Annotated in this window: 24 protein-coding genes and 1 pseudogene; 7 read left to right on the forward strand and 18 right to left on the reverse strand. The window is 59.1% G+C overall.

The window, feature by feature from the left end; genetic code table 11:
• Positions 1 to 72 precede the first annotated feature (72 nt).
• From PseuLF5_RS28315 to PseuLF5_RS22075, 6 genes and pseudogenes are all read right to left on the reverse strand, one after another.
• On the reverse strand, positions 73 to 612 hold the full coding sequence (locus tag PseuLF5_RS28315) for a methyl-accepting chemotaxis protein (RefSeq protein ID WP_225931099.1): 540 nt from the start codon (positions 610 to 612) through the stop codon (positions 73 to 75).
• 3 nt (positions 613 to 615) lie between these two features.
• Positions 616 to 1,392: pseudogene (locus PseuLF5_RS28320) on the reverse strand (PAS domain-containing protein); the annotation flags it as partial.
• A 583-nt stretch (positions 1,393 to 1,975) separates the two neighbouring features.
• On the reverse strand, positions 1,976 to 2,989 hold the full coding sequence (locus PseuLF5_RS22060) for an ABC transporter substrate-binding protein (RefSeq protein WP_128615733.1): 1,014 nt from the start codon (positions 2,987 to 2,989) through the stop codon (positions 1,976 to 1,978).
• The gene (locus PseuLF5_RS22065; RefSeq protein WP_322376168.1) at positions 2,986 to 3,513 is read right to left on the reverse strand and encodes a sigma-70 family RNA polymerase sigma factor; all 528 of its coding nucleotides are present in this window, start codon (positions 3,511 to 3,513) and stop codon (positions 2,986 to 2,988) included. Before PseuLF5_RS22065 ends, PseuLF5_RS22060 begins: the two co-directional genes overlap by 4 nt.
• A 184-nt stretch (positions 3,514 to 3,697) precedes the next feature.
• Positions 3,698 to 4,489, reverse strand: coding sequence for a phosphate/phosphite/phosphonate ABC transporter substrate-binding protein (locus tag PseuLF5_RS22070; RefSeq protein ID WP_340134762.1), 792 nt, complete (start codon positions 4,487 to 4,489; stop codon positions 3,698 to 3,700).
• Between the two features lie 52 nt (positions 4,490 to 4,541).
• The gene (locus tag PseuLF5_RS22075; RefSeq protein ID WP_186746656.1) at positions 4,542 to 5,483 is read right to left on the reverse strand and encodes a fatty acid desaturase; all 942 of its coding nucleotides are present in this window, start codon (positions 5,481 to 5,483) and stop codon (positions 4,542 to 4,544) included.
• 326 nt (positions 5,484 to 5,809) lie between these two features.
• Between PseuLF5_RS22075 and PseuLF5_RS22080 the strand changes: the two genes are divergently transcribed.
• A complete protein-coding gene (locus tag PseuLF5_RS22080; RefSeq protein ID WP_128615763.1) occupies positions 5,810 to 6,223 on the forward strand; it encodes a GNAT family N-acetyltransferase in 414 nt (137 codons plus the stop codon).
• A gap of 36 nt (positions 6,224 to 6,259) precedes the next feature.
• Here PseuLF5_RS22080 and def read toward each other — a convergent pair whose 3' ends face one another.
• The 3 genes from def to PseuLF5_RS22095 form a co-directional block, all read right to left on the reverse strand.
• A complete protein-coding gene (gene def, locus PseuLF5_RS22085) occupies positions 6,260 to 6,799 on the reverse strand; it encodes a peptide deformylase (protein ID WP_003227403.1) in 540 nt (179 codons plus the stop codon).
• Positions 6,800 to 6,801: 2 nt separating this feature from the next.
• Entirely contained in the window at positions 6,802 to 7,752 is a 951-nt protein-coding gene (locus PseuLF5_RS22090) for a YihY/virulence factor BrkB family protein (protein WP_123467112.1), read from the reverse strand.
• Between the two features lie 163 nt (positions 7,753 to 7,915).
• Positions 7,916 to 8,107, reverse strand: a complete 192-nt coding sequence (locus PseuLF5_RS22095) for a CsbD family protein (protein ID WP_025112838.1) — start codon at positions 8,105 to 8,107, stop codon at positions 7,916 to 7,918.
• 196 nt (positions 8,108 to 8,303) lie between these two features.
• On the opposite strand from PseuLF5_RS22095, the gene PseuLF5_RS22100 reads away from it, so the two are divergent.
• Positions 8,304 to 8,681 carry a hypothetical protein gene (locus PseuLF5_RS22100; protein WP_041068691.1) on the forward strand — a complete coding sequence of 126 codons (378 nt, stop codon included), beginning with the start codon at positions 8,304 to 8,306 and terminating at the stop codon, positions 8,679 to 8,681.
• Positions 8,682 to 8,897: 216 nt separating this feature from the next.
• Here the strand turns inward: PseuLF5_RS22100 and fadD1 are convergent, their stop codons facing one another.
• The gene (gene fadD1 / locus PseuLF5_RS22105; RefSeq protein ID WP_123467114.1) at positions 8,898 to 10,595 is read right to left on the reverse strand and encodes a long-chain-fatty-acid--CoA ligase FadD1; all 1,698 of its coding nucleotides are present in this window, start codon (positions 10,593 to 10,595) and stop codon (positions 8,898 to 8,900) included.
• 364 nt (positions 10,596 to 10,959) lie between these two features.
• Complete coding sequence (fadD2, locus tag PseuLF5_RS22110; RefSeq protein WP_340134763.1) at positions 10,960 to 12,648, reverse strand: long-chain-fatty-acid--CoA ligase FadD2; 1,689 nt, start codon at positions 12,646 to 12,648, stop codon at positions 10,960 to 10,962.
• A 213-nt stretch (positions 12,649 to 12,861) separates the two neighbouring features.
• Between fadD2 and PseuLF5_RS22115 the strand changes: the two genes are divergently transcribed.
• Together PseuLF5_RS22115 and PseuLF5_RS22120 are read left to right on the forward strand one after the other, a co-directional pair.
• Complete coding sequence (locus tag PseuLF5_RS22115; protein WP_340134764.1) at positions 12,862 to 13,806, forward strand: alpha/beta hydrolase; 945 nt, start codon at positions 12,862 to 12,864, stop codon at positions 13,804 to 13,806.
• Between the two features lie 41 nt (positions 13,807 to 13,847).
• Positions 13,848 to 14,318 (forward strand): MaoC family dehydratase, encoded by a 471-nt coding sequence (locus tag PseuLF5_RS22120; RefSeq protein WP_003227420.1) that lies wholly within the window; start codon positions 13,848 to 13,850, stop codon positions 14,316 to 14,318.
• A gap of 259 nt (positions 14,319 to 14,577) precedes the next feature.
• Here the strand turns inward: PseuLF5_RS22120 and PseuLF5_RS22125 are convergent, their stop codons facing one another.
• Entirely contained in the window at positions 14,578 to 15,045 is a 468-nt protein-coding gene (locus PseuLF5_RS22125) for a ferritin-like domain-containing protein (protein ID WP_123467120.1), read from the reverse strand.
• Positions 15,046 to 15,251: 206 nt separating this feature from the next.
• Between PseuLF5_RS22125 and PseuLF5_RS22130 the strand changes: the two genes are divergently transcribed.
• Together PseuLF5_RS22130 and PseuLF5_RS22135 are read left to right on the forward strand one after the other, a co-directional pair.
• Complete coding sequence (locus PseuLF5_RS22130) at positions 15,252 to 15,488, forward strand: DUF3820 family protein (RefSeq protein WP_123467122.1); 237 nt, start codon at positions 15,252 to 15,254, stop codon at positions 15,486 to 15,488.
• A gap of 29 nt (positions 15,489 to 15,517) precedes the next feature.
• The gene (locus PseuLF5_RS22135; RefSeq protein WP_340134765.1) at positions 15,518 to 16,699 is read left to right on the forward strand and encodes an aminotransferase class V-fold PLP-dependent enzyme; all 1,182 of its coding nucleotides are present in this window, start codon (positions 15,518 to 15,520) and stop codon (positions 16,697 to 16,699) included.
• Positions 16,700 to 16,703: 4 nt separating this feature from the next.
• On the opposite strand, the gene PseuLF5_RS22140 is transcribed toward PseuLF5_RS22135, so the two are convergent.
• From PseuLF5_RS22140 to zwf, 4 genes are all read right to left on the reverse strand, one after another.
• Positions 16,704 to 17,414 (reverse strand): intradiol ring-cleavage dioxygenase, encoded by a 711-nt coding sequence (locus PseuLF5_RS22140; protein WP_128614328.1) that lies wholly within the window; start codon positions 17,412 to 17,414, stop codon positions 16,704 to 16,706.
• Between the two features lie 197 nt (positions 17,415 to 17,611).
• Complete coding sequence (locus PseuLF5_RS22145) at positions 17,612 to 18,277, reverse strand: bifunctional 4-hydroxy-2-oxoglutarate aldolase/2-dehydro-3-deoxy-phosphogluconate aldolase (protein ID WP_007969324.1); 666 nt, start codon at positions 18,275 to 18,277, stop codon at positions 17,612 to 17,614.
• A gap of 17 nt (positions 18,278 to 18,294) precedes the next feature.
• A complete protein-coding gene (gene pgl / locus PseuLF5_RS22150) occupies positions 18,295 to 19,008 on the reverse strand; it encodes a 6-phosphogluconolactonase (RefSeq protein ID WP_123467128.1) in 714 nt (237 codons plus the stop codon).
• Positions 18,995 to 20,461, reverse strand: a complete 1,467-nt coding sequence (gene zwf / locus PseuLF5_RS22155) for a glucose-6-phosphate dehydrogenase (protein ID WP_123467130.1) — start codon at positions 20,459 to 20,461, stop codon at positions 18,995 to 18,997. The genes pgl and zwf overlap by 14 nt, the downstream gene beginning before the upstream one ends.
• A gap of 226 nt (positions 20,462 to 20,687) precedes the next feature.
• On the opposite strand from zwf, the gene PseuLF5_RS22160 reads away from it, so the two are divergent.
• Positions 20,688 to 21,548 carry a MurR/RpiR family transcriptional regulator gene (locus PseuLF5_RS22160; RefSeq protein WP_169842436.1) on the forward strand — a complete coding sequence of 287 codons (861 nt, stop codon included), beginning with the start codon at positions 20,688 to 20,690 and terminating at the stop codon, positions 21,546 to 21,548.
• A gap of 467 nt (positions 21,549 to 22,015) precedes the next feature.
• Here PseuLF5_RS22160 and PseuLF5_RS22165 read toward each other — a convergent pair whose 3' ends face one another.
• Together PseuLF5_RS22165 and PseuLF5_RS22170 are read right to left on the reverse strand one after the other, a co-directional pair.
• Complete coding sequence (locus PseuLF5_RS22165; protein WP_222832218.1) at positions 22,016 to 22,870, reverse strand: D-hexose-6-phosphate mutarotase; 855 nt, start codon at positions 22,868 to 22,870, stop codon at positions 22,016 to 22,018.
• Between the two features lie 172 nt (positions 22,871 to 23,042).
• On the reverse strand, positions 23,043 to 24,392 hold the full coding sequence (locus tag PseuLF5_RS22170) for a carbohydrate porin (RefSeq protein ID WP_123467134.1): 1,350 nt from the start codon (positions 24,390 to 24,392) through the stop codon (positions 23,043 to 23,045).
• Positions 24,393 to 24,589: the final 197 nt, after the last annotated feature.

Below are 24,589 nucleotides of genomic sequence, written 5' to 3' on the forward strand. Positions count from 1 at the left end.
ATCAGTTACTTATCCGGTGACTGACACGCCGCAATCGCGAGCAGGCTCACTTCTACAGTTGTTCAGGGGTGGCTAGTTCAGTTGCAGCGTCGCATTGAACTGCCCGATGGCATCCACCACATGCCGTGAGCCCTGCTGAATTTCCAGGATCACCTCCCCCGCTTCATTCGCCAGTTCCACCCCGAGCCCGGTGCGGCTCAGGCTCGACTGCATGCTCGACACCGCACTCAGCGACAGATCGTGGTTCTTGCGCACCACGTCGACAATTTCCAGCGTCGCCTGACTGGTGCGCGCCGCCAGACTTCGCACCTCATCCGCCACCACCGCAAAACCACGCCCGTGTTCACCGGCCCGCGCCGCCTCGATGGCGGCGTTCAGTGCCAGCAGGTTGGTCTGGTCGGCAATCCCGCGAATGGTCTGCACGATGGTGCCGATGATGTCCGACTGCTTGTTGACCGCGTCGATGCTTCGCGCCGCTTCGTTGAGGTCGCGGGAAATGTCCTGAATGATCTGCACCGTTTGCTGCACGACCTGTGAGCCTTTTTGCGCGCAGGCGTCGTTTTGTACCGAGGTGCTGTGAGCCGATTCCGCCGCGTTCTGCAAAGTGGTCATTTGCTGGGTGATGTCGCTGGCGAACTTCACCACTTTGTACAAACGGCCCTTGGTATCGAACAACGGGTTGTACGAGGCTTCGAGATAAACCATTTGCCCGGACTTGTTCTTGCGCTCGAAACGGTGCGAGTGGTATTCGCCGCGATTGAGTGATGCCCAGAACGCCTTGTACTGCGCCGACTCGGATTCGGAACGGTGACAAAACAGGCTGTGGTGGTGACCGACGATTTCATTGAGCGAGTACTGCATCGTTCTGAGAAAGTTGTCGTTGGCGGTAATCACGTTGCCTTCCGGAGTGAACTCGATCACCGCCATCGAACGGCTGATCGCCGCCAGCATGCTTTCTTCTTCATGTTCTTTATTGACCCGTGCGGTGATGTCCGCCGCCACTTTGATCACACTTTTGACTTGTTTGTCCGCGCCGTACACCGGCATGTAACTGGCTTCGAGCCAGATCTCCTTGCCGCTTTTGTTCAAGCGCAGAAACGTGCCGCTGATCGGCTCGCCCCGGGCCAGGTCACGCCACAACCTGGCGTAGTCCTCGCTGCGGTAATACACCTCTTCGCAAAATACCCGGTGATGTTTGCCGCGCACTTCCTCGGCGCTGTAACCCATGGTCTTGCAGAAGTTTTCGTTGGCATCCAGAACAATGCCTTCAGGCGTGAATTCGATCATTGCCATCGAGCGGCTGATCGCTTCGAGTTTGGCATTGGCTTCGGTCAAGGCGCAGCTGAAACGCTCGATTTCCTGCAGGTCAGCCTTGTGATGTAGGTTGAACATGGTTGTATCACCTTCCGCGCGGTCTTTTGATTTGATGAAAGTTCAGGTCTTTCAAGATCCACCACTACGTTCCATAGAACAGGCACACGCACTCCTCCACGGGAGGAAGTTGTCAGGTGATAAATGATGGTCAATCGGAGAGTCCATGCAGCGACGCTCTAATCAAGACATCCTTCTCTTGATAGCCCGCACGCGGGCCAGCCCTAACGCGTTGAAGAACTTCCATGTAAAACGATGCTCCTTGTCGGTTCAGTGTCGGTGCCTTTAATTGCGCACTCTGGCAGCATGAAGTCACGGACCAACCGTGTACGACCCTCATGGATTGACATGACGGTCGACATAGTCAGTTAAAGGTCAGCATAGACAGCGCGAAGCCGTGCGCAAGGCCACTAGTCGGCCAGTATCTGGCACTTTTTGCACAAGAATCGGTTCAGCGCGGTGGCAGGTGTTGGCGGGTCTGACGCTTTCGCTGGCAAGCCAGCTCCCACAGGGGCTGCGCTGGATCAAATCAGCGCAGGTCTTGTGGGATCTGGCTTGCCAATGCTGAGGCCATTACAAGCACTACAGAAACAACAGAAATGACTTACAGACTTCCAGTCACTTTGGTAGCTACATCCGCAGGTAGCCAAGACTTCCACACCTGCGGCTGATCACGCAGGAACGCCTCGGCCACCACTCTCGGCTGTTGGCGCTTTTCGCTCATGGCCGCCAGGGTCTGGTTCAGCAGATCAATCGGCAAGTCGACTTTCTCGAAGAACGTCACCAGTTCCGGATACTGCGCCTTGAACGCTGCCGACACGCCAATTGCAAGACTGGCCGGCATCGAACGGCTGCCCCTGGGATTCGGGTTATTGGCATCGGCCAGGGTTTTCCAGGCCTCGGCATCGAATGGCGGCTCTTCCAGTTTTACCAGTTTGAAGCGCCCCAACAGCGGAGTCGGCGACCAGTAGTAGAACAGCACCGGTTTGCCGCGTTTGATCGACGACGCGACCTCGGCATCCAGCGCCGCGCCGGAGCCGGTGCGAAAGTTGACGAAACTGTCGTTCAGGGCGTAGGCCTTGAGTTTCTGGCTGTTGACGATCTCCGAGGTCCAGCCGGTCGGGCTGTTGAGGAAGCGCCCGCGGGACGGATCTTCGGGGTCGCGGAACACCTCCTTGTAACGCGGCAGATCGGCCACCGATTTCAGCTCCGGCGCCAACGGTTTGATCCCGCGCTCGGGATCACCCTTGATCACGTACTCCGGCACCCACCAGCCTTCGGTTGCGCCTTTGACCGTATCGCCCAGACCAAACACCTTGCCCTCGGCGGCGGCCTTGACCCACGCTGGACTGCGCCCGGCCCACTCCTCGCCGATCACCTGAATATCGTTTTTCGCCAGCGCCGCCTCCAGGCTGACGGTGCTGCCGGGCAGCGTGTCGGTCGGATAGCCATAGCCCTTTTCGACGATCAGGCGCAGCACTTCGGTGATGAAACTGCCACTTTCCCAGGTGATATCGCCGAAGTGGATCGGCGCGGTTTTCTCGCTAGCCGAAACAGCGCCAATGCTCAGGCTCAGCGCCAGCAGCGAACGGCCAAGCAGGGTTTTGATTGATCTCATGCGGACCTCTTGTCGGGTAGGGATTGGTTGGCGCTGTGGCGATCGCACAGTGCTTGCGAACGGGTCATGTAGACGCTGACCGAACGTTGCGAGATGCCCAGTTCGGCAGCGATTTGCGGGTAGGTCAGGCCATCGACACGCGCCAGCAGAAAGGTCGAGCGAACCTTGCCCGGCAAGCGCTGCAGGCTGTGGTCGAGACGGCTCAGGGTTTGTCTCAGTTGCGTCAGTTCTTCCGGTGAAGTGGCGACCCCGACATCGACCTGCTGCGCATGGCGCCGCGCCAGATCAGCGCGGCGCCAATGCTGATAGAGCAGGCGTTGCGCAATCGTAGTGAGCAAGGCGCGGGGTTCGCGGATGGCGGTGAGTGCGGGGGCTTCAAGCAACTGCGCGAAGGTTTCCGCCGCGAGGTCTTCGGCGCTCGCCGCGTCGTGCAGTTGACGGCGCAGCCAGGTGCACAGCCAGGGGTAGTGAGCGCGGAACAGGCCGCCAACAGTGTCGCGATGGGATAGATCGGCGCCGGACATAGGGGCTCCTGGGTGAGGGGTCGCTGAATGTCCGGTGTTCCGGTGGCGCGATCGTAGCAAGCCGCCTTATGCATTAAAAATATTTAAATTTTATTTTTATATTCTATTTTGGAATATTACAACCCAAGATCGCGGTCTCTGGCAGCACTTACAGGGGTACGCGATCCATGCAGGCTGCGAGCGTCTAACGCAAGCCGCCATAGCCCAGCTCTTCAGCTTCACGCTGATACTCGAGCACGATCTGATAATCGCTTTCGCTGGCGGGCAACACTTCAGGCAAGCCGAGGATCTGCGCCACATCAGGCAGTTCACGCAATGCCTGATTCATCACCGCGCGCACGTGTTCGATCTGCTCGTCAGTGGCAGAAGCGGCGGTGATAAAGGGCAACGTCGGACTGAACGCGCTGCGCGCCACGACCCGCAAACCGCTGACCTCAGCCGGCGCGTAATGCGCAAGGTACGCATAGGTGACACTGTCGATGGCTGCCAGGTCGCCGCGTTCTTCACGCAGCCAGCGCAGACTCTCGCGGTGCGCTCCGCTGAGGCCAACCGTGGTGAAAAACCGGCCGTTGTGATGTAGCGGCGCCAGACGCTGGCGTAGCAGGTTCATGCCGCTGTTGGAGTCCTCGCTGTTGATCACCCCACGGCTGTCGCGAAACTCCGCGAGGTTTTTGCGCGGGTCATCAGCGCGGCAAAGAATCAGGCTGCAATGCCTGCCGGCGCTGGCGTCGGACAGTTCGTAGCGTGGTCGACCAATGATGCGCACCCGACTGCGCAGTAGGGTCATCAAGGGATAGCCGCAGGTCTGGGTCAGCAGCAGAGCCGGCGAAAGCCACAGTTCGGGCAGTGATAGTCCCTCGGCATTGAGGCGCGAGAGGCCGAGGCGTTCGAGGATGCGCGTGATCCAGTGTTCGTTGGCCGCTCGAATGGGCTCAGGGGCGGTGTACATCTGCAGTTCAACGTGATGTCGGGTCATACACTTACTTTCCAGACAAAAAAATTCCAGCTATCACAAGGGCCAGGTGGTGTCAGTGAAAGGGATGCTGCGGACTGTCGATCGGCCTTAACCCGTTCTGCCGCCACAACTGCCCATAGCCCTGCACCAGAAATCCGCCACTGCGCGCCACCCATTGCTCGCGATGCCTTCGGTAAACCCGGGGCAAGTCGTACCATGCCAGGCCCGGCAAGTCGTGATGCACCAGATGAAAATTCAGGTTCAGAAACAACCAGCGCCAGGGCCAGGCAGCTTCGTTGAGCACGGTGCGTTGCTCCGGTTGCGCATGAGGGCGATGCTCATAGTAGGAGCGGATCATCGCGATCGACAGCGCCGGCACGCTGATCAACAGCAGGTAATGCCACACCGGCAACACACTGTAACGGACGAGGAACCACAGCATCAGCAGGGTGAAAGCGCTGTGGGTCAGCCACATCTGCCAAGCCTGGCGCTCGCCGTGTTTCAGGCGTTGCAGTTCTTCAGTGGCCAGGGCAAGCAGTGCTAGCGGCGCGCCCATGACGAAACGCCCGAGTACGGTTTTGTTCAGCCAGTGCAGGCTGCGCTCGAACAGTGAACTGCCGTGCCAGCGCGCGGCGCTGAGGTAGCGGCTTTCCGGATCGACGCCGGGAACCGTCAGGTGCTCATCGCGGTGATGCAACAAATGGCTGTCGCGATACAGCGTGTACGGGTACCACACCGCGAAGGGCGCGTAGCCGAGGATTTTGTTCACCCGAGTCGAGCGTGTCGGATGCCCATGCAGCAATTCGTGTTGCAGCGACAGCCACAGCACCAGCAGCGGAATCAACAGCAATGTGCTGACGCCGCGCCCCAACCACTGGCTATTGAGGACAATGGCAAACCACCCGACATAGACACCGATCAGCAACAGCCAGGTCGGCCATTCGGTGCGGGCGGTCCAGCGTTGGCGCAGGGTTTCGATGTGCTGGCGATGAGCGGCGTCGAAGTAATGGGGCATGGCGTTGCTCGGAACGGGAATTTTCCCCTTCTGTGCAACAACATTGATAAATCTTGCAGATTATTTTCCGGGTGCAGGCAGGAGCCCGAGAACCGGGCTCCGGAAAGGCGTGATCAATGACCGAAGATGTCGACTTTCTTGGCTTTCTTCTCCGCACGCTTTTCAATCGCGGTCTTGGCCGGCTTCTTCTTCGCGGCTTTCTTTGAATCCATACCTTTGGACATGATGCGTACTCCACTCACAGGGGATGTAGGCTCAGGTATACACCTATCGCGCCTCGCGCGTTCTTTTATAATCGCCGCTTTGCCCGCCGACAGTCCGATCCCATGCCCGATACCCAGTACGTCCTGCTCGACGAGCCGTTGTGGCCGTTGATGAACAAGTTCTACCGCAGCCACCAATCGTCGATGAAAGCCGTGCGCGATGCGCAATTGTGGGTGGCGCGGCGCGAGGAAATCGTTGCCGCACTGTGTTTGCGGCCGGTCGCGGGCGGGCGTTGGTTGACCGGTTTGTTTGTTGATCCACAGTGCCGCGAACAAGGGATTGCCGCGCAGTTGATCGCGGCGGCCGTCAAGGATGTGACGGAACCGGTGTGGTTGTTCTGTCATCCGGATTTGCGCGGTTTTTATGAGCGGCGCGGGTTCAGCTTCGACCCGGCCCTGCCCCAGGCGATGACCGAGCGGTTGAGCCGGTATGCGCGGAGCAAGCCGATGATTGCGATGGGGCTGGATCGTTCGTGACTCACTCCTGCAGGGGAGAATTGCGTTTGACCCGGATTAGTCGTCGGCGGTTGGATCGAGATCCGGGAACATCACTTCGGTAAAGCCGAACTTGCTGAAATCGGTGATGCGCGAGGGATACAGGCGGCCGATCAGATGATCGCATTCATGCTGTACCACCCGTGCGTGAAAACCTGACGCCACGCGCACGATCGGCTCGCCCTTCGGATCAAAACCTTCATAACGAATCTGCTGATAGCGATCCACTGCGCCACGCAATCCCGGCACCGACAGACAGCCTTCGAAACCCTCCTCGGTCAGCGGACTCAACGGTGTGATCAGCGGATTGATCAGGATCGTCTGCGGCACCGCTTCAGCGTCCGGATAACGTTCGCTGTGCTCGAAGCCAAAGATCACCAGTTGCAGGTCGACGCCGATCTGCGGCGCGGCCAGGCCAACGCCGCCGACGCTTTCCATGGTCTGGAACATGTCGTCGATCAGTTGCCACAGTTCGGGGCTGTCGAACATCTCCGGCGGCACGGGCGGGGCGATGCGCAGCAGGCGTTCGTCGCCCATTTTGAGGATTTCACGAATCATGATCAGGCTTCGTCAGTGTCCGGCTTGAGCGAGTGATCGCGCCCCAGGCCCGAGACATGTTGTTTGGGGTGTGCATCGAGTTCACCGGGGACTTTCTCACCCGCGTCCTTGCCCTCGCTGGACATGTGTTCAATCACCGCATTCATCTCGGCGCCGAGCAGCAGCACCGCCGAGGAAATATAGAAATACAGCAACAGCACGATGATCGCCCCGATGCTGCCATACATCGCGTTGTAGTTGGCGAACGTCTTGACGTAAAACGCAAAACCCAACGAGGCGATGATCCACACCACCACGGCCAGTACCGAGCCCGGGGTGATAAAGCGGAATTCCTGTTTAACGTCTGGCATCACGTAGTAGATCAAGGCCACGGCGACCATCATCAGAATCACGATCACCGGCCAGCGCGCAATTGTCCACACGGTGACGATGAAGTCTTCCAGCCCCACCTGCGCGGCGATCCAGCCCATGACTTGCGGCCCGAGCACCATCAGTGCGGCAGCGACCAGGAGCATGCCGGCGATGCCGATGGTGTAGAACACCGACAGCGGGAAACGCTTCCAGATCGGCCGGCCCTCGACCACGTCGTAGGCGGCGTTCATCGCGCTCATCATCAGACGCACACCGGCAGACGCGGTGTACAGGGCAATAACGATACCGACCGAGAGCAGGCCGCCCTTGGATTGCTGCAACTGGTCGATCACCGGGTTGACCTGCTCCAGCGCCTGCGGTGGCAGGACCAGTTCCGATTGCAGGCGCAGCCAGGTGAAGAAATCCGGCAGGTGCAGGAAACCGATCAGGGCAATCAGGAACAGAATGAACGGGAACAGCGAGAACAGCATCTGGTAGGCCAGTGCCGAAGCGTAGGTCGACATCTCGTCGTCAACGAACTCAGTGACCGTGCGCACCATCACCCGGTGCAAGGGCAGACCTTTCATGTCCGGAAAAATCATTCGCGTCTCCTTTCGCCGCAGAAACAGGTTGAAGTCGTGGCGACTCAGGGGCCGTTTTTACATCACGGTAGCCTACTTGGCGACCTTCGTGGATGACTGTCGGGCTTTGACACAAAAACGGCCATCCTTGGATGGCCGTTCGTGTGTTTCGTTCAAGGCCGGATTACGCCTTGTCGATGGTCTTCTTCACTGCGTCTTTGGCTTTGCCGACTGCTTGCTGGGCTTCGCCTTTTTTCTCTTGAACCTTGCCTTCGGCTTGCAGCTTGGTGTTGTCAGTGGCTTTACCGACGCCTTGCTTGATGTTGCCGACCGCTTCGTTGGCCATGCCTTTTACTTTATCGCCAGTGCTACTCATGGTGTTTCTCCTTGGTGCATTGAAGGGGAAAAGTCAGTACGTAAAGATTGACTGGCGCGGTTTGCCACGAGTTTCATTTATTTTTGCTCCTCTTTTCGTCGGGCAATGCAGGTTGGGCTTTATGTTTGCTCCCCAAGCCTCGAGAATGCGCAGCTATGGGCGCGGTGCGCCAACGATCAGATCCCGCAGGAATGTTATGAAACTCGATAAAAAGCAGGCCATTGCCCGTCGCAACCAGGAACTGGGCGGCGCGGTGCTCGGCACCAACAACTGCCACTTCGCCGAACTGAACCGCAACCGCAACATCTGGTGGTTCGACCTGCCGGTGTCGCGCCTGGCCGTCGGTCAGTACGAGTGGATTCACCTGCTGATGCACACCCCGGCGACCGACGAACTGCTGCACCTGAAAGTGCCGACGGTGTTCCTGCGGGAAAAACTCGAAGGCCTGGTGATTCGCAACGAAGGCAAGCGCAAGGCCGCGTTGAGCCTGGAGTTGAGTGCGGACAAGGATTCGTACCTGCAGGACATGCGGCCGGCGGGGACCAACGTGAATTTTGCGCCGTTCCGTCAGTAGGATTTGTGCCGCTGCCCTTCCCCTCACCCTAGCCCTCTCCCAAGGGAGAGGGAACTGACCGAGGTGTTTGGATAAGCTACATCGACCTGAGATATCGAGTTGAACTCAGGTTATGAAAGGCCCCCTCACCCCAGCCAGGTGAGGGGCAGGTTCAACACAAAATCCCAGCCCTGCTCCGCCCCAACAAAAAGCCCCGCATCTGCGGGGCTTTTTGTTTTATGCGGCGTTCTTCGCCTTGATCTTCTTCAGCTCTTCGTCACGCAACTCGCGGCGCAGGATCTTGCCGACGTTGGTGGTCGGCAGCGCATCGCGGAACTCCACCGAACGCGGGACCTTGTAACCGGTGACGTTGGCGCGCATGTGCTCCATCACGGTTTCCTTGGTCAGGGTCACGCCCGGTTTGGCGACGATGAAAATCTTGATCGCCTCGCCCGACTTCTCGTCCGGCACGCCGATGGCGGCGCACTGCAACACGCCCGGCAGGGTCGCCAGCACATCTTCCAGTTCGTTCGGATAGACGTTGAAACCGGAGACCAGAATCATGTCTTTCTTGCGATCGACAATGCGCATGTAGCCATCCGGCTGGATCAGCGCAATGTCACCGGTCTTCAGCCAGCCTTCGCTGTCGAGGATTTCGTCGGTGGCTTCCTGGCGCTGCCAGTAGCCCTTCATCACTTGCGGGCCCTTGACGCACAGTTCACCGATTTCGCCCAGCGGCTGCTCGACACCGGCATCGTCGATGACTTTGCACAGGGTCGACGGCACCGGAATGCCGATGGTGCCGATCTGGATGTGCTGGATCGGGTTGACCGTGGCCACCGGGCTGGTTTCGGTCATGCCGTAACCTTCGCAGATCGAGCAACCGGTCACCGCTTTCCAGCGCTCGGCAGCGGCCAGTTGCAAGGCCATGCCACCGGACAGGGTGACTTTCAGATTGGAGAAGTCCAGCTTGCGGAAACCTTCGTTATTGCACAGTGCGACGAACAGCGTGTTCAGGCCGACAAAGCCGCTGAACTTCCACTTCGACAGCTCCTTGACCATCGCCGGCAGGTCGCGCGGGTTGCTGATCAGGATGTTGTGGTTGCCGATCAGCATCATCGCCATGCAATGAAAGGTGAACGCATAGATGTGGTACAGCGGCAGCGGCGTGATCAGGATCTCGCAACCTTCATTGAGGTTGGAGCCCATCAGCGCCTTGCACTGCAGCATGTTGGCGACGAGGTTGCGGTGGGTCAGCATCGCGCCCTTGGCCACGCCGGTGGTGCCGCCGGTGTATTGCAGCACCGCGACATCGCCGCTGTGCGGATTGGCTTCGGCCACAGGCTGGCCCTGGCCCTTGCTCAATACGTCGTTGAACTTGACGGCTTTGGGCAAGTGATACGCCGGCACCATCTTCTTCACGTACTTGATGACGCTGTTGATCAGCAGACGCTTGAGCGGCGGCAGCAGGTCGGCCACTTCAGTGACGATGACGTGCTTGACCCCGGTTTTCGGCACCACGGCTTCCGCCAGGTGAGCCATGTTGGCCAGGCAGACGAGGGCCTTGGCACCGGAGTCGTTGAATTGGTGTTCCATTTCCCGCGCGGTGTACAGCGGGTTGGTGTTGACCACGATCAGCCCGGCGCGGATCGCACCGAAGACGGCCACCGGGTACTGCAGAACGTTGGGCAGTTGCACGGCGATTCGATCACCGGGCTGCAAATCGGTATGCTGTTGCAGATACGCGGCAAAGGCACCGGACAATTCGTACAGTTCACCGTAGGTGATTGTCTTGCCCAGGTTGCTGAAAGCCGGTTTGTTGGCGAAGCGTTGGCAGGATTGCTTCAACACTGCCTGAATGTTCGGATACTCGTCTGGATTGATGTCGGCAGCAATTCCAGCCGGGTATTTATCCTTCCAAAAGTCTTCGATCATGGAAGCCCACTCCTCAGCAACGCGAATTCTTCACCGCATTTGATGCGATTATTATTGGTGTGTGTTTTGTATTGGTGAATCTGGCTTTTATATAGGCCGAGAAGTCACAAAGCGCGCCGAGAGTAGCAGCTTTGCCAAGTGCCGACTAGAGCCAAAAGCGGCCCACACAGTCACATTGATGACTCAAGACTTTCTAACAGTCATTTTAGAGCAAAAATCCTAGAAGCCTGTGGAAGTCCCGGTTTTCCGGGCCTTTGCCCCCTCCAAAAAGCATCACGGGCAAGCCCGCTCCCACAAGGTTGATGAAAATCCCTGTGGGAGCGTGGCTTGCCCGCGATCCGCGCACAGCGCGGCCATTCACCGATCAGGCGATATCGCGCAACTCCCGCCGCAGAATCTTGCCAACCGGCGTCATCGGCAACGAATCACGCAACACAATGTGCTTCGGCACCTTGTACGCGGTGAAATTCTCTTTGCAGTACGCCTTCAGCTCTTCGAGGCTCACGCCGGTTTCCCGCGCCACCACAAACAGCTTCACCGCCTCCCCGGAACGCTCGTCCGGCACGCCGATCACCGCGCAGTTGGCGACTTTCGGATGGGCCATGACCACGTCTTCGATTTCGTTCGGGTACACGTTGAAACCGGAGACGATGATCATGTCCTTCTTGCGGTCGACGATGCGCACGAAGCCGTCCGGATCGATCACCGCAATATCTCCGGACTTGAACCAGCCTTCGGCATCCAGCACTTCGGCGGTGGCTTCGGGTTTCTGCCAGTAGCCCTTCATGATCTGCGGGCCCTTGATGCACAACTCGCCACGCTCGCCCATCGGTTGTTCGACACCGTCATCGTTGATGACTTTGAGCAATGTGCCCGGCACCGGCAAGCCGACTGTGCCCAGGCGCGACTGATCGCCATACGGGTTGGTGCAGGCCACCGGCGAGGTTTCGGTCAGGCCGTAACCTTCAGTGATGCGGCAACCGGTGAGCTGTTCCCAACGCTCGGCGGTGGCTTTGACCAGCGCGGTGCCGCCGGAGTTGGTGAGCTTCAGGCTGGAGAAGTCGAGGGTCTTGAAATCCGGATGATCCATCAGCGCGACGAACAGCGTGTTCAGCCCCAGCAAGGCCGAGAAACGCCAGTTTTTCAGTTCCTTGATGAACCCGGCAATGTCCCGCGGGTTGGTGATCAGCACGTTGTGATTGCCGGAAACCATCATGCACATGCAATTCGCCGTAAAGGCATAGATGTGATAAAGCGGCAGCGGCGCGACCATCACCTCCTGACCTTCACGCAGCAGGGGCTGGCCATCCGGGCCGAGTTGCGCGAGACAGGCGCGAACCTGCTGCATGTTCGCCACCAGATTGCCGTGGGTGAGCATCGCGCCTTTGGCCAGTCCGGTGGTGCCGCCGGTGTATTGCAGCACGGCGATATCGTCGAGGCTGACCTTCAAGGGCTTGATGCCCAGGCCACGGCCCCTGCGCAGCGCACTCTTGAAAGAGATCGCCTGGGGTAGCGAGTACGCGGGGACCATCTTCTTCACTTGGCTGACCACAGTATTGACCAGCCAGCCCTTGGCAGTGGGCATCAGGTCGCCCATCTTCGCTTCGATCAGGTATTGAATATCGGTGTCGGCCAGCACTTCCTGGACTTTCTGCCCGAACATGTTCAGGTAAACCAGCGCCCGCGCCCCGGAGTCCTTGAACTGGTGACGCATCTCCCGCGCGGTGTACAGCGGATTGGTGTTGACCACGATCAGCCCGGCGCGCAGCGCCCCGAACACAGCAATCGGATAATGCAGAACGTTGGGCATCTGCACCGCGATGCGATCCCCCGGGACCAGATCGGTATGGGCTTGCAGGTAACCGGCGAAGGCCGCGCTCTGGCGCTCCAGCTCGGCATACGTCAGGGTCACGCCCATGTTGCTGAAGGCCGGGCGATCAGCGAATTTCTTGCAGGAACGTTCAAACACCTCGATCACCGACTTGAACTCCCCCATGTCGATGTCCAGCGGTACGCCGGCCGGGCGTTTGTCATTCCAGAAATCAGGTTGCATTGTTTTTGTCCTCTTTACCTGAGCTGATCCGGGCCGCTCTCTGTCATTTCTGAAAAAGCGGTGCTTCTCGGACACTAGCAGCTATGGCCATTCAGGCAAATATGGGCCATCTCGTCATTGATCGCGTGAATCTTCCTGCCGTGGCGTGGGCTGATCAGACTTAACCTGGCGGATGCGCTATACAATGTTTCGACCCTGAGCAAAGGAATCGCCATGATCCACCACACCCTATGGCTTGATGCGAATGACCGCAGCCGGCTTTTCGTCAATCAGTGGCTGCCGGCCGCACCATTGAAAGCGGTGGTCCTGATTGCCCACGGCATGGCGGAACACAGCGGGCGTTATCAACAGTTGGCGGAAACGTTTTGCGACAAAGGATACGGTGTCTACGCCCCGGATCTGCGCGGTCATGGCCAGACCGCCGAGAACGGCACCCTCGGCCATTTCGCCGATGACGACGGCTGGTGCAAGGTTGTCAGCGACCTCGCCAGCCTCAATCAATACATCGGCCAGCAACACCCCGGCGTGTCAATCATTCTGCTCGGGCACAGCATGGGCAGTTACCTCGCTCAGGGTTATCTGCTGCACCACAGCGCCAGCCTGCACGGGGCGATTCTCAGTGGTTCGAATTTCCAGCCCCCGGCCCTCTATCGCGCCGCCCGGCAAATTGCCCGCCTGGAAAAACTGCGTCAGGGTGGCAAGGGCCGCAGTGCGCTGATCGAATGGTTGTCGTTTGGTTCATTCAACAACACCTTCAAACCGGTGAGCACACCGTTCGACTGGCTCAGCCGCGATCCGGCCGCAGTCGCCAAATACGTGGCCGACCCGCTGTGCGGCTTTCGCTGCACCAACCAGTTGTGGATCGACCTGCTCGGCGGCTTGCAGCAAATCAGCAAAGCGTCCACTCTCGCGCAGATCGACCCGGGCCTGCCACTGCTGGTGATCGGCGGTGAATGTGATCCGGTGAGTGAAGGCAAACGTCTGACAGATCTGGCCAATGCACTGCGCAACGCCGGCAGCCAGAACCTGCAATTGAAGATTTACCCGCAGGCCCGGCACGAATTGTTCAACGAAACCAATCGCGACGAAGTGATCGCCGATGTGCTGGCCTGGATCGACCAGGCGCTGAGCCATCCGCGCCCGCATCGCAGCGAATAATTTTTGTGGATTCATTTAATCCGTCACAGGAATCAAGACCGATGACCCAGGTTACCAACATCCCTTATGAAGCCCTCGAAGTCGGCCAGACCGCGAGCTACAGCAAGACGGTCGAAGAGCGCGACATTCAGCTGTTTGCCGCGATGTCGGGCGACCACAACCCGGTGCACCTGGACGCCGAGTTCGCCGCCGCCAGCATGTTCAAGGAACGCATCGCCCACGGTATGTTCAGCGGTGCGCTGATCAGTGCTGCGGTGGCTTGCGAACTGCCTGGGCCGGGCACTATTTATATCGGTCAGCAGATGAGCTTTCAGAAGCCGGTGAAGATTGGCGACACCCTAACCGTGCGCCTGGAAATTCTCGAGAAGCTGCCGAAGTTTCGTGTGCGCATCGCCACTCGCGTATTCAATCAGCGTGATGAATTGGTAGTGGATGGCGAGGCCGAGATCCTCGCGCCGCGCAAGCAGCAGACCGTGACCCTGCCAACGTTGCCGGCGATCAGCATCGGCTGATTGATTGGTGGGGTGTCAGTGAGAGCTTTTCCCCCCACCCCAGTCCTCTCCCCCAGGGGGGCAAGGGGGAAAGGGAGCTGATCTTGATGCTTTTCAAAACCTGAGTTCACCTCAGGTCGCTCAAGTCGGTGCATCTCCAACATCCACCTCGGTCAGTCCCCTCTCCCTCCGGGAGAGGGCCAGGGTGAGGGGCTTCTGCTTTTCCCAACCCCATAAAAAAACGCCAGACTAGCTGGCGTTTTTTATAACCGACAAGCGCTTAAGAACGGGCACGAGCCTCGTTACGCAGGGCTTTCACTTGGTCGTGGTTACGCTGTACGCCGTGATACTGGCGTTCAACCAGATCACGAATGCCAACCAGATTGTGCTTGTTGATTTTCTCGATGGCTTCACGATAAGCCTTCAGGGCGTGGTCTTCACCGCGCTCGGCTTCGTTGAGCACAGCCTCTTCGTCTTTGCCGGTAAACATGGCTTTGACGTCGACCCAGCGACGGTGCAGGTCACCGCTGACGCTGGTAGAGGTTTCCGGATCACCGCCCATCGAACGCACGGTGGCTTGCAGTTCGGCAGCGGCGGTGGCGCAATCGGCCGAGCGCTTGGCGAACAGTGCTTTCAGTTCCGGGTGCTTGATATCTTCGGCGCAAGTCTTGAACCCTTCCTGACCGTCTTTGCTGGTTTCGATCAGGTCGTTGAGTACAGAGATGGCTTCTTTATTCATGTCAGTCATTTTTCAAATTCCTTGCGGTTGGTTGAAGATGCAAGGGATATTGCAGTGTGCGTGCCAGTTTTTATTTGTATAAAAAATCTTTATTTTTCAATGATTTAAAGACGATTGAACTATCTGTATCACGGCTATTTGCATGATCTGTCATTTGGCCTGCATGCAGAATGCCTGTATTTTCCAGTTTGATTTCAAGCCAGACGAATGCATTGATGAATCCCGAAAAACTCGAACTGCTGATCACCCGCGAAATGCCTTTCGGCAAATACAAGGGCCGGATCATTGCCGACCTGCCCGGCCCCTACCTGAACTGGTTCGCCCGTGAAGGTTTCCCGAACGGCGAGCTCGGCGGACTGCTGGCCTTGATGCAGGAAATCGATCACAACGGTTTGTCGGATCTGCTCGAACCGCTGCGCGCCAAACACGGCAAACCCGCCCCGCGCCACTGAAACGCCCTCCTTTACTGAGCTTGCCGACCATGCCCGATAACACCCGCCGCGCCCGTGACGAAGCCTTCTGGCAGACGTTCGCCGACCGTTACGATGTTCAACCAGGCCCCGTGAACCTGGAAAACGGTTACTTCGGACGGATGTCACGCACGGTGATCGAGGAGTATCAGCGCAACATAGAGCTGATCAACACCAGCAACTCGGTGTACGTGCGCCAGCAATTCGAACAACGCGACCACCTCGACATTCGCGCGCAACTGGCCGAGTTGATCGGCGTACACGCGCAGAGTGTGGCGTTCACCCGCAATGCCACCGAAGGCCTGCAATCGCTGATCCGCAACTACAACCGCCTGCAACCGGGGGATCAGGTGCTGATCTGCGACCTCGAGTACGACACGGTCAAAGGCGCGATGCGCTGGCTGGGCGAGCATCGCGGCGTCGACGTCATCGAGATTGCCCACTCACACCCGGCCAGTTTCGACAGCCTGCTGGAGACCTATCGCGAAACCTTCGTCCGCCACCCGAAACTCAAACTGATGGCGTTGACCCATGTCACCCATCGTACGGGACTGGTGATGCCGGTGCAGGCCATCGCGGCACTGGCCAAAGAGCATGGCATCGACATCATCCTTGATGGTGCCCATGCCCTCGGCCAGATCGAGTTCGACCTCGAAGCCCTCGGCGTCGCCTTCGCCGGCTACAACCTGCACAAATGGATCGGCGCGCCGCTGACACTCGGCTTCATGTATATCGCGCCGCAGCGTCTGGCCGACATCGACCCGGACATGGGCGAGATGCACTACCCGATCAGCGACATCCGCGCCCGCACGCCGTACAGCACGCCGAACATTCCGGCGCTGATGAGCTTGCCGCTGGTCTTTGAAGAACACCGCTCCATCGGCGGTGCACCGGCAAAAGGCGCGCGCCTCAATTACCTGCGCAACCTGTGGGTCAGCGCGGTGCGTCATCTGCCGGGTATCGAGGTCATGACACCGGACGATCCGCAGCTTTATTGTGGCATCACCGCGCTGCGCTTCAGCCGACATGCTGACCAGAAGGCCATGGCCGACCGCCTGCTCAATGAGTTCAACCTGTTCACCGTGGTCCGCAATGGTGCCGCCTGCGGGCCGTGCATTCGCATCACGCCGGGACTGACCACCACCGCAGGCGACATGCAACGGCTGACTCGCGCGCTGAACGAACTGCGCTGATGCGCTAAAGCGTGTATTTGTCGAAGTCCTCGGGTTTGATCTGCGACGACACCGCAAAGGTGTCGATGCCGATCGTGAGGTGCCCGAAGTAACCGTCCTCATGGGAGTCACGGCCGATCGGCCATACATACAGGGTCGAGGCTTCGCGGCCCATGCCGGGTGGCAAACTGTCCGAAGCATTGTTCAACCGCATCGAAGTGCGCCCGCCCCAGGCTTTGGCGTGGTGTGTCGGGCGCGAGATGATTTCCGGGAGCTGCAGCTCGCCGGTCCAGGCGACATCGTGCTCGGCGGGATATTCGTCGCCGACAACCATGCGCACCGCCACATGAAGATGGAGCGCCCGGCCGGCATGGGAATCTGGATAAATCGTGGTGAAGCGCACCCTGCCCCGGGCATCGCAGAACTGGCTGCCGCGCAGGTAGGTGTCATCGTCGCCGGTGATTGCGGTCCTGGCATCGAGGCCCTGATTGACCGGACACCCGCCCGCGTTCGCGCCCCGCGCATTGCAATGCCAGATATCCACCCTCGCGCCAACCACCGGCTCTGCGGTCATGGCATCGACAATGGTCAGGCGCAGCAACAGTGGCAAACCATCCGCACCTTCGCTGATATTGCGACGCAGCAGTTTTGGATTACGGAAAAACGGCCCGGCGATCTGCTCGGGGGCCAGTTGATACACCGGACAGGGTACGGGGATTGCGAAGTCTGGGTCCATGACACGTTCTCTCATCCATAAGATGAACGCAGATTAGCGCCGTGGAAAAACCTGTGTGCGGTAACTATGTATCGCCGCGTAACTTCAATTGTGGCAGCGCTGGCCGGAACAGTTTTTTGTCGGGCAAAAAAAAACGGTGCACCGACCAAGCGCACCGTAAAGCCGTAGAACACACAACGAAGTGTCAGGTAAAACTGTTAATCCAGCAGCGCCAGGGCTTCAGCGGTGCATTCCTGAATGCGCGCCCAGTCGCCGTTCTTGATCCACTCCGGATCGAGCATCCAGCTACCGCCCACGCACATGACGTTTTTCAGCGCCATGTAGCTCTTGATGTTGGCCGGGCCAACGCCGCCGGTCGGGCAGAATTTAACTTCGCCGAACGGGCCGCCGAGCGCCTTGATCGCCGCCACGCCGCCGCTGACTTCCGCCGGAAACAGCTTGAAGCGGCGATAACCCAAACCGTAGCCTTCCATGATGCCGGAGGCGTTGCTGATGCCCGGCAACAGCGGAATCGGGCTGTCGACGCTGGCTTCGAGCAGATCACGGGTGATGCCCGGGGTGACGATGAATTGCGAACCCGCCGCTTCAGCCGCCGCGAGCATGTTGCGATCGAGCACGGTGCCAGCACCGGTTACCAGCTCTGGGCGTTGCTCGCGCAGGATCTGGATTGCCTTGAGACCGAACTGCGAACGCAGGGTCACTTCCAGCGCCGTCAGGCCACCAGCGGCCAGGGCGTCGGCCAGCGGCAGTACGTCCTGCTCACGGGCGATGGTGATCACCGGCAGAATCCGCGCCTTGGCGCAGAGGCTGTCGATCAGGGCAACTTTGTCCGCCATGGAAACGGTCGGGGATGGGGTTGTCATAGCGGCTGTTCCTTGGCTCATGGGCACCAGTAAATCTCTAACGTAGGTTGCAGAAACGCGCGCACCGGCATGGCCGCGACGTCGTCGGATGCCAGTGCGGCATTCAGGGTGGTCAGTTTCGACTGACCGGAAATCGACAGAATCTTGTGCCTGGCCGACGCCAGCAGCGCGCGACTCATGGTCAGGCGCTGACGCGGCACGCTCGGCGCCAGCATCGGCCAGCAGCGACGGCTGCCATCGGCCTGCAACGCTTCGGCGAGGTTCGGGCTGTCGGGGAACAGCGACGCGGTGTGACCGTCATCGCCCATGCCCAGCACCAGCACGTCAATCGGTGGCAATTCGGCGAGCAGGCGATCGGCGTGTTCGGCAGCTTGCTCAACGTTCGCCGCAGCGCTGTAGAGGCTGAGGAACTGCGCCTTGGCCGCCGGGCCTTTGAGCAGGTACTGCTTGAGCAGACCGGCATTGCTGTCGGCGTGCTCAACCGGGACCCAGCGTTCATCGGCCAGGGTCACGACGACTTTCGACCAGTCCAGCGCCTGTTTGGCCAGGTGCTGAAAGAACGCCACCGGGCTGCGACCGCCGGACACCACCAGCACCGCGTTGCCGCGTGCAGCAATGGCCTCGCTCAGTTGCTTGGCCACATTCAGCGCCAGACCTTCGGCCAACAGCACCGGGCTCTTGAACTCGTGGGCATTCACGCCCGCAGGCAGTTGCACATCAGATATCGCCATACCACGACCTCCCGTCCCGCGTGATCAGTGCAATCGAGCTCATCGGCCCCCACGACCCGGCCGCATAAGGCTTGGGCGCGTCACCGGACTTTTTCCAGCCGGCGATCAACTGGTCACACCACTTCCACGCGGCTTCGATTTCATCTTTACGGACAAACAGGTTCTGATTGCCGTTCATCACTTCCAGCAACAACCGCTCGTAGGCGTCGGGGATCCGCGCACTGCGCCAGGTGTCGGAGAAATTCAGTTGCAGCGGGCCGCTGCGCAGTTGCATGCCTTTGTCGAGGCCTTGTTCCTTGGTCATCACACGCAGGGAAATGCCTTCGTCCGGTTGCAGACGGATGATCAGTTTGTTGCTGATCTGCAGGCGTTGTTCCGGCGCGAAAATGTAGTGCGACGGTTCCTTGAAGTGGATGACGATCTGCGACAACTTCTGCGGCATGCGCTTGCCGGTCCGCAGGTAGAACGGCACGCCGGCCCAGCGCCAGTTGCGGATGTCGGCACGCAAAGCGACGAAGGTTTCGGTGTCGCTCTGGGTGTTGGAATTCGGTTCTTCCAGATAGCCCGGTACGGACTTGCCTTCGCTGTGGCCGGCGATGTATTGGCCGCGCACCACCTGAGTGGTCAGGCCTTCCGGACTGATCGGCGCCAGGGCCTTGAGCACTTTTACCTTTTCGTCACGGATGCTGTCAGCCGACAGGTCGGCCGGCGGGTCCATGGCGATCAGGCACAGCAGCTGCAACAGGTGGTTCTGGATCATGTCGCGCAGTTGGCCGGCCTTGTCGAAGTAGCCCCAACGGCCTTCGATGCCGACCTTCTCGGCCACGGTGATTTCAACGTGGGAGATGTAATTCTGGTTCCACTGGGTTTCGAACAGGCTGTTGGCGAAACGCAGGGCGATCAGGTTCTGGACGGTCTCTTTGCCCAGATAGTGGTCGATGCGGTAGGTGCGGTTTTCCGGGAAAAACTGCGCCACGGCGTCGTTCACTTTGCGCGAGGACTCAAGGTCGGAGCCGATCGGCTTTTCCAGGACCACGCGAGTATTTTCCGCCAGACCGACTTTCGCCAGGTTCTCACAGATCGCGCCGTACACCGCCGCCGGTGTGGCGAAGTAGGCAATCATGCGTTGCGCGCTGCCAGCCAGTTCGGCCAGCGCCACATAGTCTTCAGCCTTGAGGAAGTCGACGTGCAGATAAGTCAGGCGCGCCAGAAAGCGCTCGGCCACGGCTTCGTCCAGCTCTTTGCCGACATACCGACGCAATTCGGCGGCGATGAACGCCAGGTGCTGCTGTTCGCTACCGGCTTCACGGGCCAGCGCGATGATCCGCGTGTCCTCGTGCAACAGGTCAGCGCCATCGAGGTGGTAAAGGGCAGGAAACAGCTTGCGCAGGGCCAGATCGCCAAGAGCGCCGAACAAGGCAAAGGTGCACGGTTCAACCGTAATCGAAGGCATGATGTTTGTTCTTTTATCAAGTTAAGCTACAAATACCTTTTTTCAAGGCATCACTCAAGGGAAAATGTAGTAATAACCACAACATTTTCGCAAAATACAGATTCCGAGTGGTGGTCGGTCGGAGCCATCAGTAGGATAGGCCACCGTTACGGGCCATATCAAAGGCCCAATTTGCATAGCCCGGCGCACCTTTGCGCAGGTGAATTAGGAATTTCATATGGACCGCGTGCGAAATTTACTGGAACAGATCCAGAGTCGCCTTGAAGAGCTGAACAAGGCCGAACGCAAAGTCGCCGAGGTGATCCTGCTCAACCCGCAGCAGGCCACCCGCTTCAGCATCGCCGCCCTCGCCCAGGCGGCGTCGGTGAGCGAGCCGACGGTCAACCGTTTCTGCCGTTCGTTCGGTGTCAGCGGCTATCCCGAACTCAAGCTGCAACTGGCCCAGAGCCTGGCCAGCGGCGCGGCGTACGTCAGCCGCGCGGTCGAGGCCGACGACAATCCAGAGGCGTACACGCAGAAGATTTTCGGCAGTGCCATCGCCTCGCTGGACAGCGCTTGCCAGGCGCTGGACCCGAACCTGATCAGCCGCGCCGTCGACCTGTTGATTCAGGCGCGGCAGATCCACTTTTTCGGCCTCGGCGCTTCGGCACCGGTGGCGCTGGATGCGCAGCACAAGTTCTTCCGCTTCAACCTGGCGGTCACCGCGCATGCCGATGTGCTGATGCAGCGGATGATTGCTTCGGTGGCGCACACCGGTGAGTTGTTCGTGATCATTTCCTACACCGGGCGCACCCGCGAGCTGGTGGAAGTGGCGCGCATTGCTCGGGAGAACGGTGCTTCGGTGCTGGGCCTGACGGCGGAGAATTCGCCGCTGGCCAAGGCCAGCACCCTGAGCCTGAACATTCCACTGCCGGAAGACACCGACATCTATATGCCGATGACCTCGCGGATCATTCAGTTGACCGTGCTGGATGTGCTGGCGACCGGCATGACCTTGCGGCGCGGGGTGGATTTCCAGCCGCATTTGCGCAAGATCAAAGAGAGCTTGAACGCCAGCCGGTATCCGGTTGGGGATGAATTCAACTAAAGATCAAAAGCCCCTCACCCCAGCCCTCTCCCCGAGGGAGAGGGGGCCGACCGAGGTGTCTTGCGCTATACATCGACCTGAAACACCGAGTCGATTATGGATTCAACGTCATCCGTTCAGGTCGGTGCATCTCTCGAATATCCCCCATTCGCCCCCTCTCCCGGGGGGAGAGGGAGCCGACCGAGGTGTCTTGCGCTATACATCGACCTGAAACACTGAGTCGATTATGGATTCACCGACATTCGTTCAGGTCGGTGCTTCTCTCGAATATCCCCCATTCGCCCCCTCTCCCGGGGGAGAGGGAGCAGACCGAGGTGTCTTGCGCTATACATCGACCTGAAAAATAGAGTCGATTATGGATTCAGCGCTGCACTTTCACGTCGGCGTAACGCTTAAGCATCCCCCATTCGGTCCCCTCTCCCTCCGGGAGAGGGCTAGGGTGAGGGGCTACGATGTGACTGACACACTCAAGCCGCCGCCCACGCCTGCAAACTCAAATGCGCCTTCTCCCCCGGCGCCAGATGCAAGCTGTCAGTCCCACCCGCCGCCGCTTCAACACAGACAAACTCGGAAATCTCATCCCAGCTCACGCCCAACAACGGTCGCGCTCCAGGATGCCAGACCACCGTGTCGCCGCTGTCACCGGTATCAATGCACAACTCGCGCTGCCAGGCGTGATCCTTGAGCTGTAATTCGCCGTCGTGCTGAAACACCCGCTGACAGCCGCCATCGACGCGTAACTCGCCTTCCTGCTGACAAGACTGGCGACTCAACTGGTCATAACCCTGCGCGCCTTCGAGGCCAGACAGCGCTATCTCGCCGACATCGCCAATACGCCAGTAAGCGTGCAACGCCTGGCTCAACTGGCACGGCATGTCGTCCTGATGCTCAGTGCTCAGGCGTAACTCCATGCGTTCTCCGAGGTGCGCGTGCAGGTCGACCTGCCAGTCGCACAATTGCAATTGCCAGTGCAGGCGCACGCCATCCTCGGCGCTGCTGCTGTCGAGCAGTTTCCAGTCGAGCAGCCGCGCCCAACCATGGGACGGCCAGGCGTTTTCGCTCGGATGACGGCCATACCACGGCCAGCACACCGGCACACCACCGCGAATAGCGCCGACATGCGGCCACTTCGCCGCACACCATAACCACGGCTTTTGCCCGCGCGGCTGAAAGTGCAGCAACTGCGCGCCCTGACGACTGAACACCGCCTGACACAGCGGATGATCAATCACCAACACGTCGCGCATCTGATAGCGCTCCCAGGCGAACACCGGTTGTTCACGCAGGGATTTGAAGAAGCGTTGCAGCGGATGCTCATGCATTGGCCACGGTTCCGAATTCATCTGTTACGGGCTGCGCCAGCCCTCAAAAAAAAGCGGACAGCCTAGGGGGCGTTCTCAATTGTTTTTCCCACCGCGCCGGGCAAAACAATTGAGAACGCCCCCCCGCTGTCCGCAAATATGCGCACATAGAGAGGAGCTTATCGCAGACGCGTCAGAACGTAGACTGAATTTTCAGGCCGGCGACCAAAGCGTTGTCCACTTCATCCACACCACCCGGGTGAGTGATGTACTGCAGGTTAGGACGTACGGTCAGCCAGTTGGTGACGTGGAAGCCGTAGTTGATCTCGTAGTTGTATTCGGTTTCGCGAATTGGCGAGAACACCGGATTGTCGTAATCCGACACACCGTTGGAAACGTTCAGCAGTTCAGCGTTTTTCTTCACGTCATCGTTGACGTGGATACGCGCCGCGCCGATACCGACGTCATCCTTCGGACGCGCGTCGAACGGGCCTTTGTAAACAAACATCACCGACTGATAGTTGTCGATGAAGTTGGTGTCCTTGTCGTGGAAAGTGGCGTTGGCCGCGATGTTCAGACCACGGGAAGCGTCGCCGTTGTGGCTGGTGAGTTGCTGTTGCGCCACGAACCAGTAGCCGCTTTTGCTGCTATGGGTTTTGTACGCGTCGCGAGTAGTAGCAGCGTCGAAACCGTTGACGTCTTCACGAACGTCGCTGGCATCAGCAGTGCTCTTGTAGTAACCGACGCGGTATTCGCCCGGCAGGCTGTTGACCTTCGGCGACCAGACCAGCTCGACAGGAAGAACGGTACCTTTGGTGCCGCTGCCGCTGAGTTTGAAGCCGTTGCCGTGTTCCAGCTGCGACGGGTTCTGGTTGTACGCACCGATTTGCGCGTAGAGCTCGTCGTTGATGTTGTACTTCACGCGGATCGCGGCCTGGCTGACGGGCCAGTTGTACCAGATGTTGGTCGCCCAGTTACCCACTTGCGAACCGCAGAACGCCAGGTTCTGGAAGTCGCACGGGAAGGTGTTGAAGTCTTCGCCTTCACCGAAGTAACCGGCCTTGACGTCGAGTTTGTTGTCGAAGAACTGGTGCTGAATCCACAACTGGGTCAGACGCACCATGTGGCCACGACCGTAGACTTCCTGCGAGGAAGACAAGGTGCCGGCACGCGGATCGCCCACGCGATCGTTAGAGATGTTGTAGCCGTTACGGTTGGTCAGCTGGATCTTGGCCTGGGTGTTGTCCCAGCCCCAGAGTTTTTGCAGATCCAGTGCCACGCCCAGACCGAACTGGTCAGCGTAACGCGCCGTCTTGTCGTCGTTGTAGCCGCCGTGCAGGTTGCCACCGACTTCCCCGACGTAGTCCGCCTTGATGTCGATACCTTGCTCGATCAGCTTGGTCCGCTCGCCACCCCAGTCGCCGGTCATCCACTTGGAATCGGAGCTGAACGCATCGGCCGCCATTGCATTGCCGGCCAGCACCAGTGCTGCTGCCGCTGACACTTGGCAGATCAAGCGGGCATTGACGTGTTTCTTTTTCATCCCTACATCCTCGTCTTTATTGTTATTAACTGTTTTTATCTAACGCGGTTTACATAAAGTGCGATGGATAACAGGCCATCCACCGCGTGCTCCTTTGTGGAATCCGATCCCTGTGGGAGCTGGCCTGCCGGCGATGGCATCAACTCGGTTCGACGACAAGCCGAGTTGCCTGCATCGCTGGCAAGCCAGCTCCCACA

The sequence above is a fragment of the Pseudomonas sp. LF-5 genome, from assembly GCF_037626295.1.
In the GTDB taxonomy this organism is placed as follows: Bacteria; Pseudomonadota; Gammaproteobacteria; order Pseudomonadales; family Pseudomonadaceae; genus Aquipseudomonas; species Aquipseudomonas monsensis.

Bases quoted from the DNA above. Each gene is read 5' to 3' on its own strand.
- PseuLF5_RS28315 (WP_225931099.1), bottom strand. From the start codon at position 612: ATGACCACTTTGCAGAACGCGGCGGAATCGGCTCACAGCACCTCGGTA.
- PseuLF5_RS22060 (WP_128615733.1), bottom strand. From the start codon at position 2,989: ATGAGATCAATCAAAACCCTGCTTGGCCGTTCGCTGCTGGCGCTGAGC.
- PseuLF5_RS22065 (WP_322376168.1), bottom strand. From the start codon at position 3,513: ATGTCCGGCGCCGATCTATCCCATCGCGACACTGTTGGCGGCCTGTTC.
- PseuLF5_RS22070 (WP_340134762.1), bottom strand. From the start codon at position 4,489: ATGACCCGACATCACGTTGAACTGCAGATGTACACCGCCCCTGAGCCC.
- PseuLF5_RS22075 (WP_186746656.1), bottom strand. From the start codon at position 5,483: ATGCCCCATTACTTCGACGCCGCTCATCGCCAGCACATCGAAACCCTG.
- PseuLF5_RS22080 (WP_128615763.1), top strand. From the start codon at position 5,810: ATGCCCGATACCCAGTACGTCCTGCTCGACGAGCCGTTGTGGCCGTTG.
- def (WP_003227403.1), bottom strand. From the start codon at position 6,799: ATGATTCGTGAAATCCTCAAAATGGGCGACGAACGCCTGCTGCGCATC.
- PseuLF5_RS22090 (WP_123467112.1), bottom strand. From the start codon at position 7,752: ATGATTTTTCCGGACATGAAAGGTCTGCCCTTGCACCGGGTGATGGTG.
- PseuLF5_RS22095 (WP_025112838.1), bottom strand. From the start codon at position 8,107: ATGAGTAGCACTGGCGATAAAGTAAAAGGCATGGCCAACGAAGCGGTC.
- PseuLF5_RS22100 (WP_041068691.1), top strand. From the start codon at position 8,304: ATGAAACTCGATAAAAAGCAGGCCATTGCCCGTCGCAACCAGGAACTG.
- fadD1 (WP_123467114.1), bottom strand. From the start codon at position 10,595: ATGATCGAAGACTTTTGGAAGGATAAATACCCGGCTGGAATTGCTGCC.
- fadD2 (WP_340134763.1), bottom strand. From the start codon at position 12,648: ATGCAACCTGATTTCTGGAATGACAAACGCCCGGCCGGCGTACCGCTG.
- PseuLF5_RS22115 (WP_340134764.1), top strand. From the start codon at position 12,862: ATGATCCACCACACCCTATGGCTTGATGCGAATGACCGCAGCCGGCTT.
- PseuLF5_RS22120 (WP_003227420.1), top strand. From the start codon at position 13,848: ATGACCCAGGTTACCAACATCCCTTATGAAGCCCTCGAAGTCGGCCAG.
- PseuLF5_RS22125 (WP_123467120.1), bottom strand. From the start codon at position 15,045: ATGACTGACATGAATAAAGAAGCCATCTCTGTACTCAACGACCTGATC.
- PseuLF5_RS22130 (WP_123467122.1), top strand. From the start codon at position 15,252: ATGAATCCCGAAAAACTCGAACTGCTGATCACCCGCGAAATGCCTTTC.
- PseuLF5_RS22135 (WP_340134765.1), top strand. From the start codon at position 15,518: ATGCCCGATAACACCCGCCGCGCCCGTGACGAAGCCTTCTGGCAGACG.
- PseuLF5_RS22140 (WP_128614328.1), bottom strand. From the start codon at position 17,414: ATGGACCCAGACTTCGCAATCCCCGTACCCTGTCCGGTGTATCAACTG.
- PseuLF5_RS22145 (WP_007969324.1), bottom strand. From the start codon at position 18,277: ATGACAACCCCATCCCCGACCGTTTCCATGGCGGACAAAGTTGCCCTG.
- pgl (WP_123467128.1), bottom strand. From the start codon at position 19,008: ATGGCGATATCTGATGTGCAACTGCCTGCGGGCGTGAATGCCCACGAG.
- zwf (WP_123467130.1), bottom strand. From the start codon at position 20,461: ATGCCTTCGATTACGGTTGAACCGTGCACCTTTGCCTTGTTCGGCGCT.
- PseuLF5_RS22165 (WP_222832218.1), bottom strand. From the start codon at position 22,870: ATGCATGAGCATCCGCTGCAACGCTTCTTCAAATCCCTGCGTGAACAA.
- PseuLF5_RS22170 (WP_123467134.1), bottom strand. From the start codon at position 24,392: ATGAAAAAGAAACACGTCAATGCCCGCTTGATCTGCCAAGTGTCAGCG.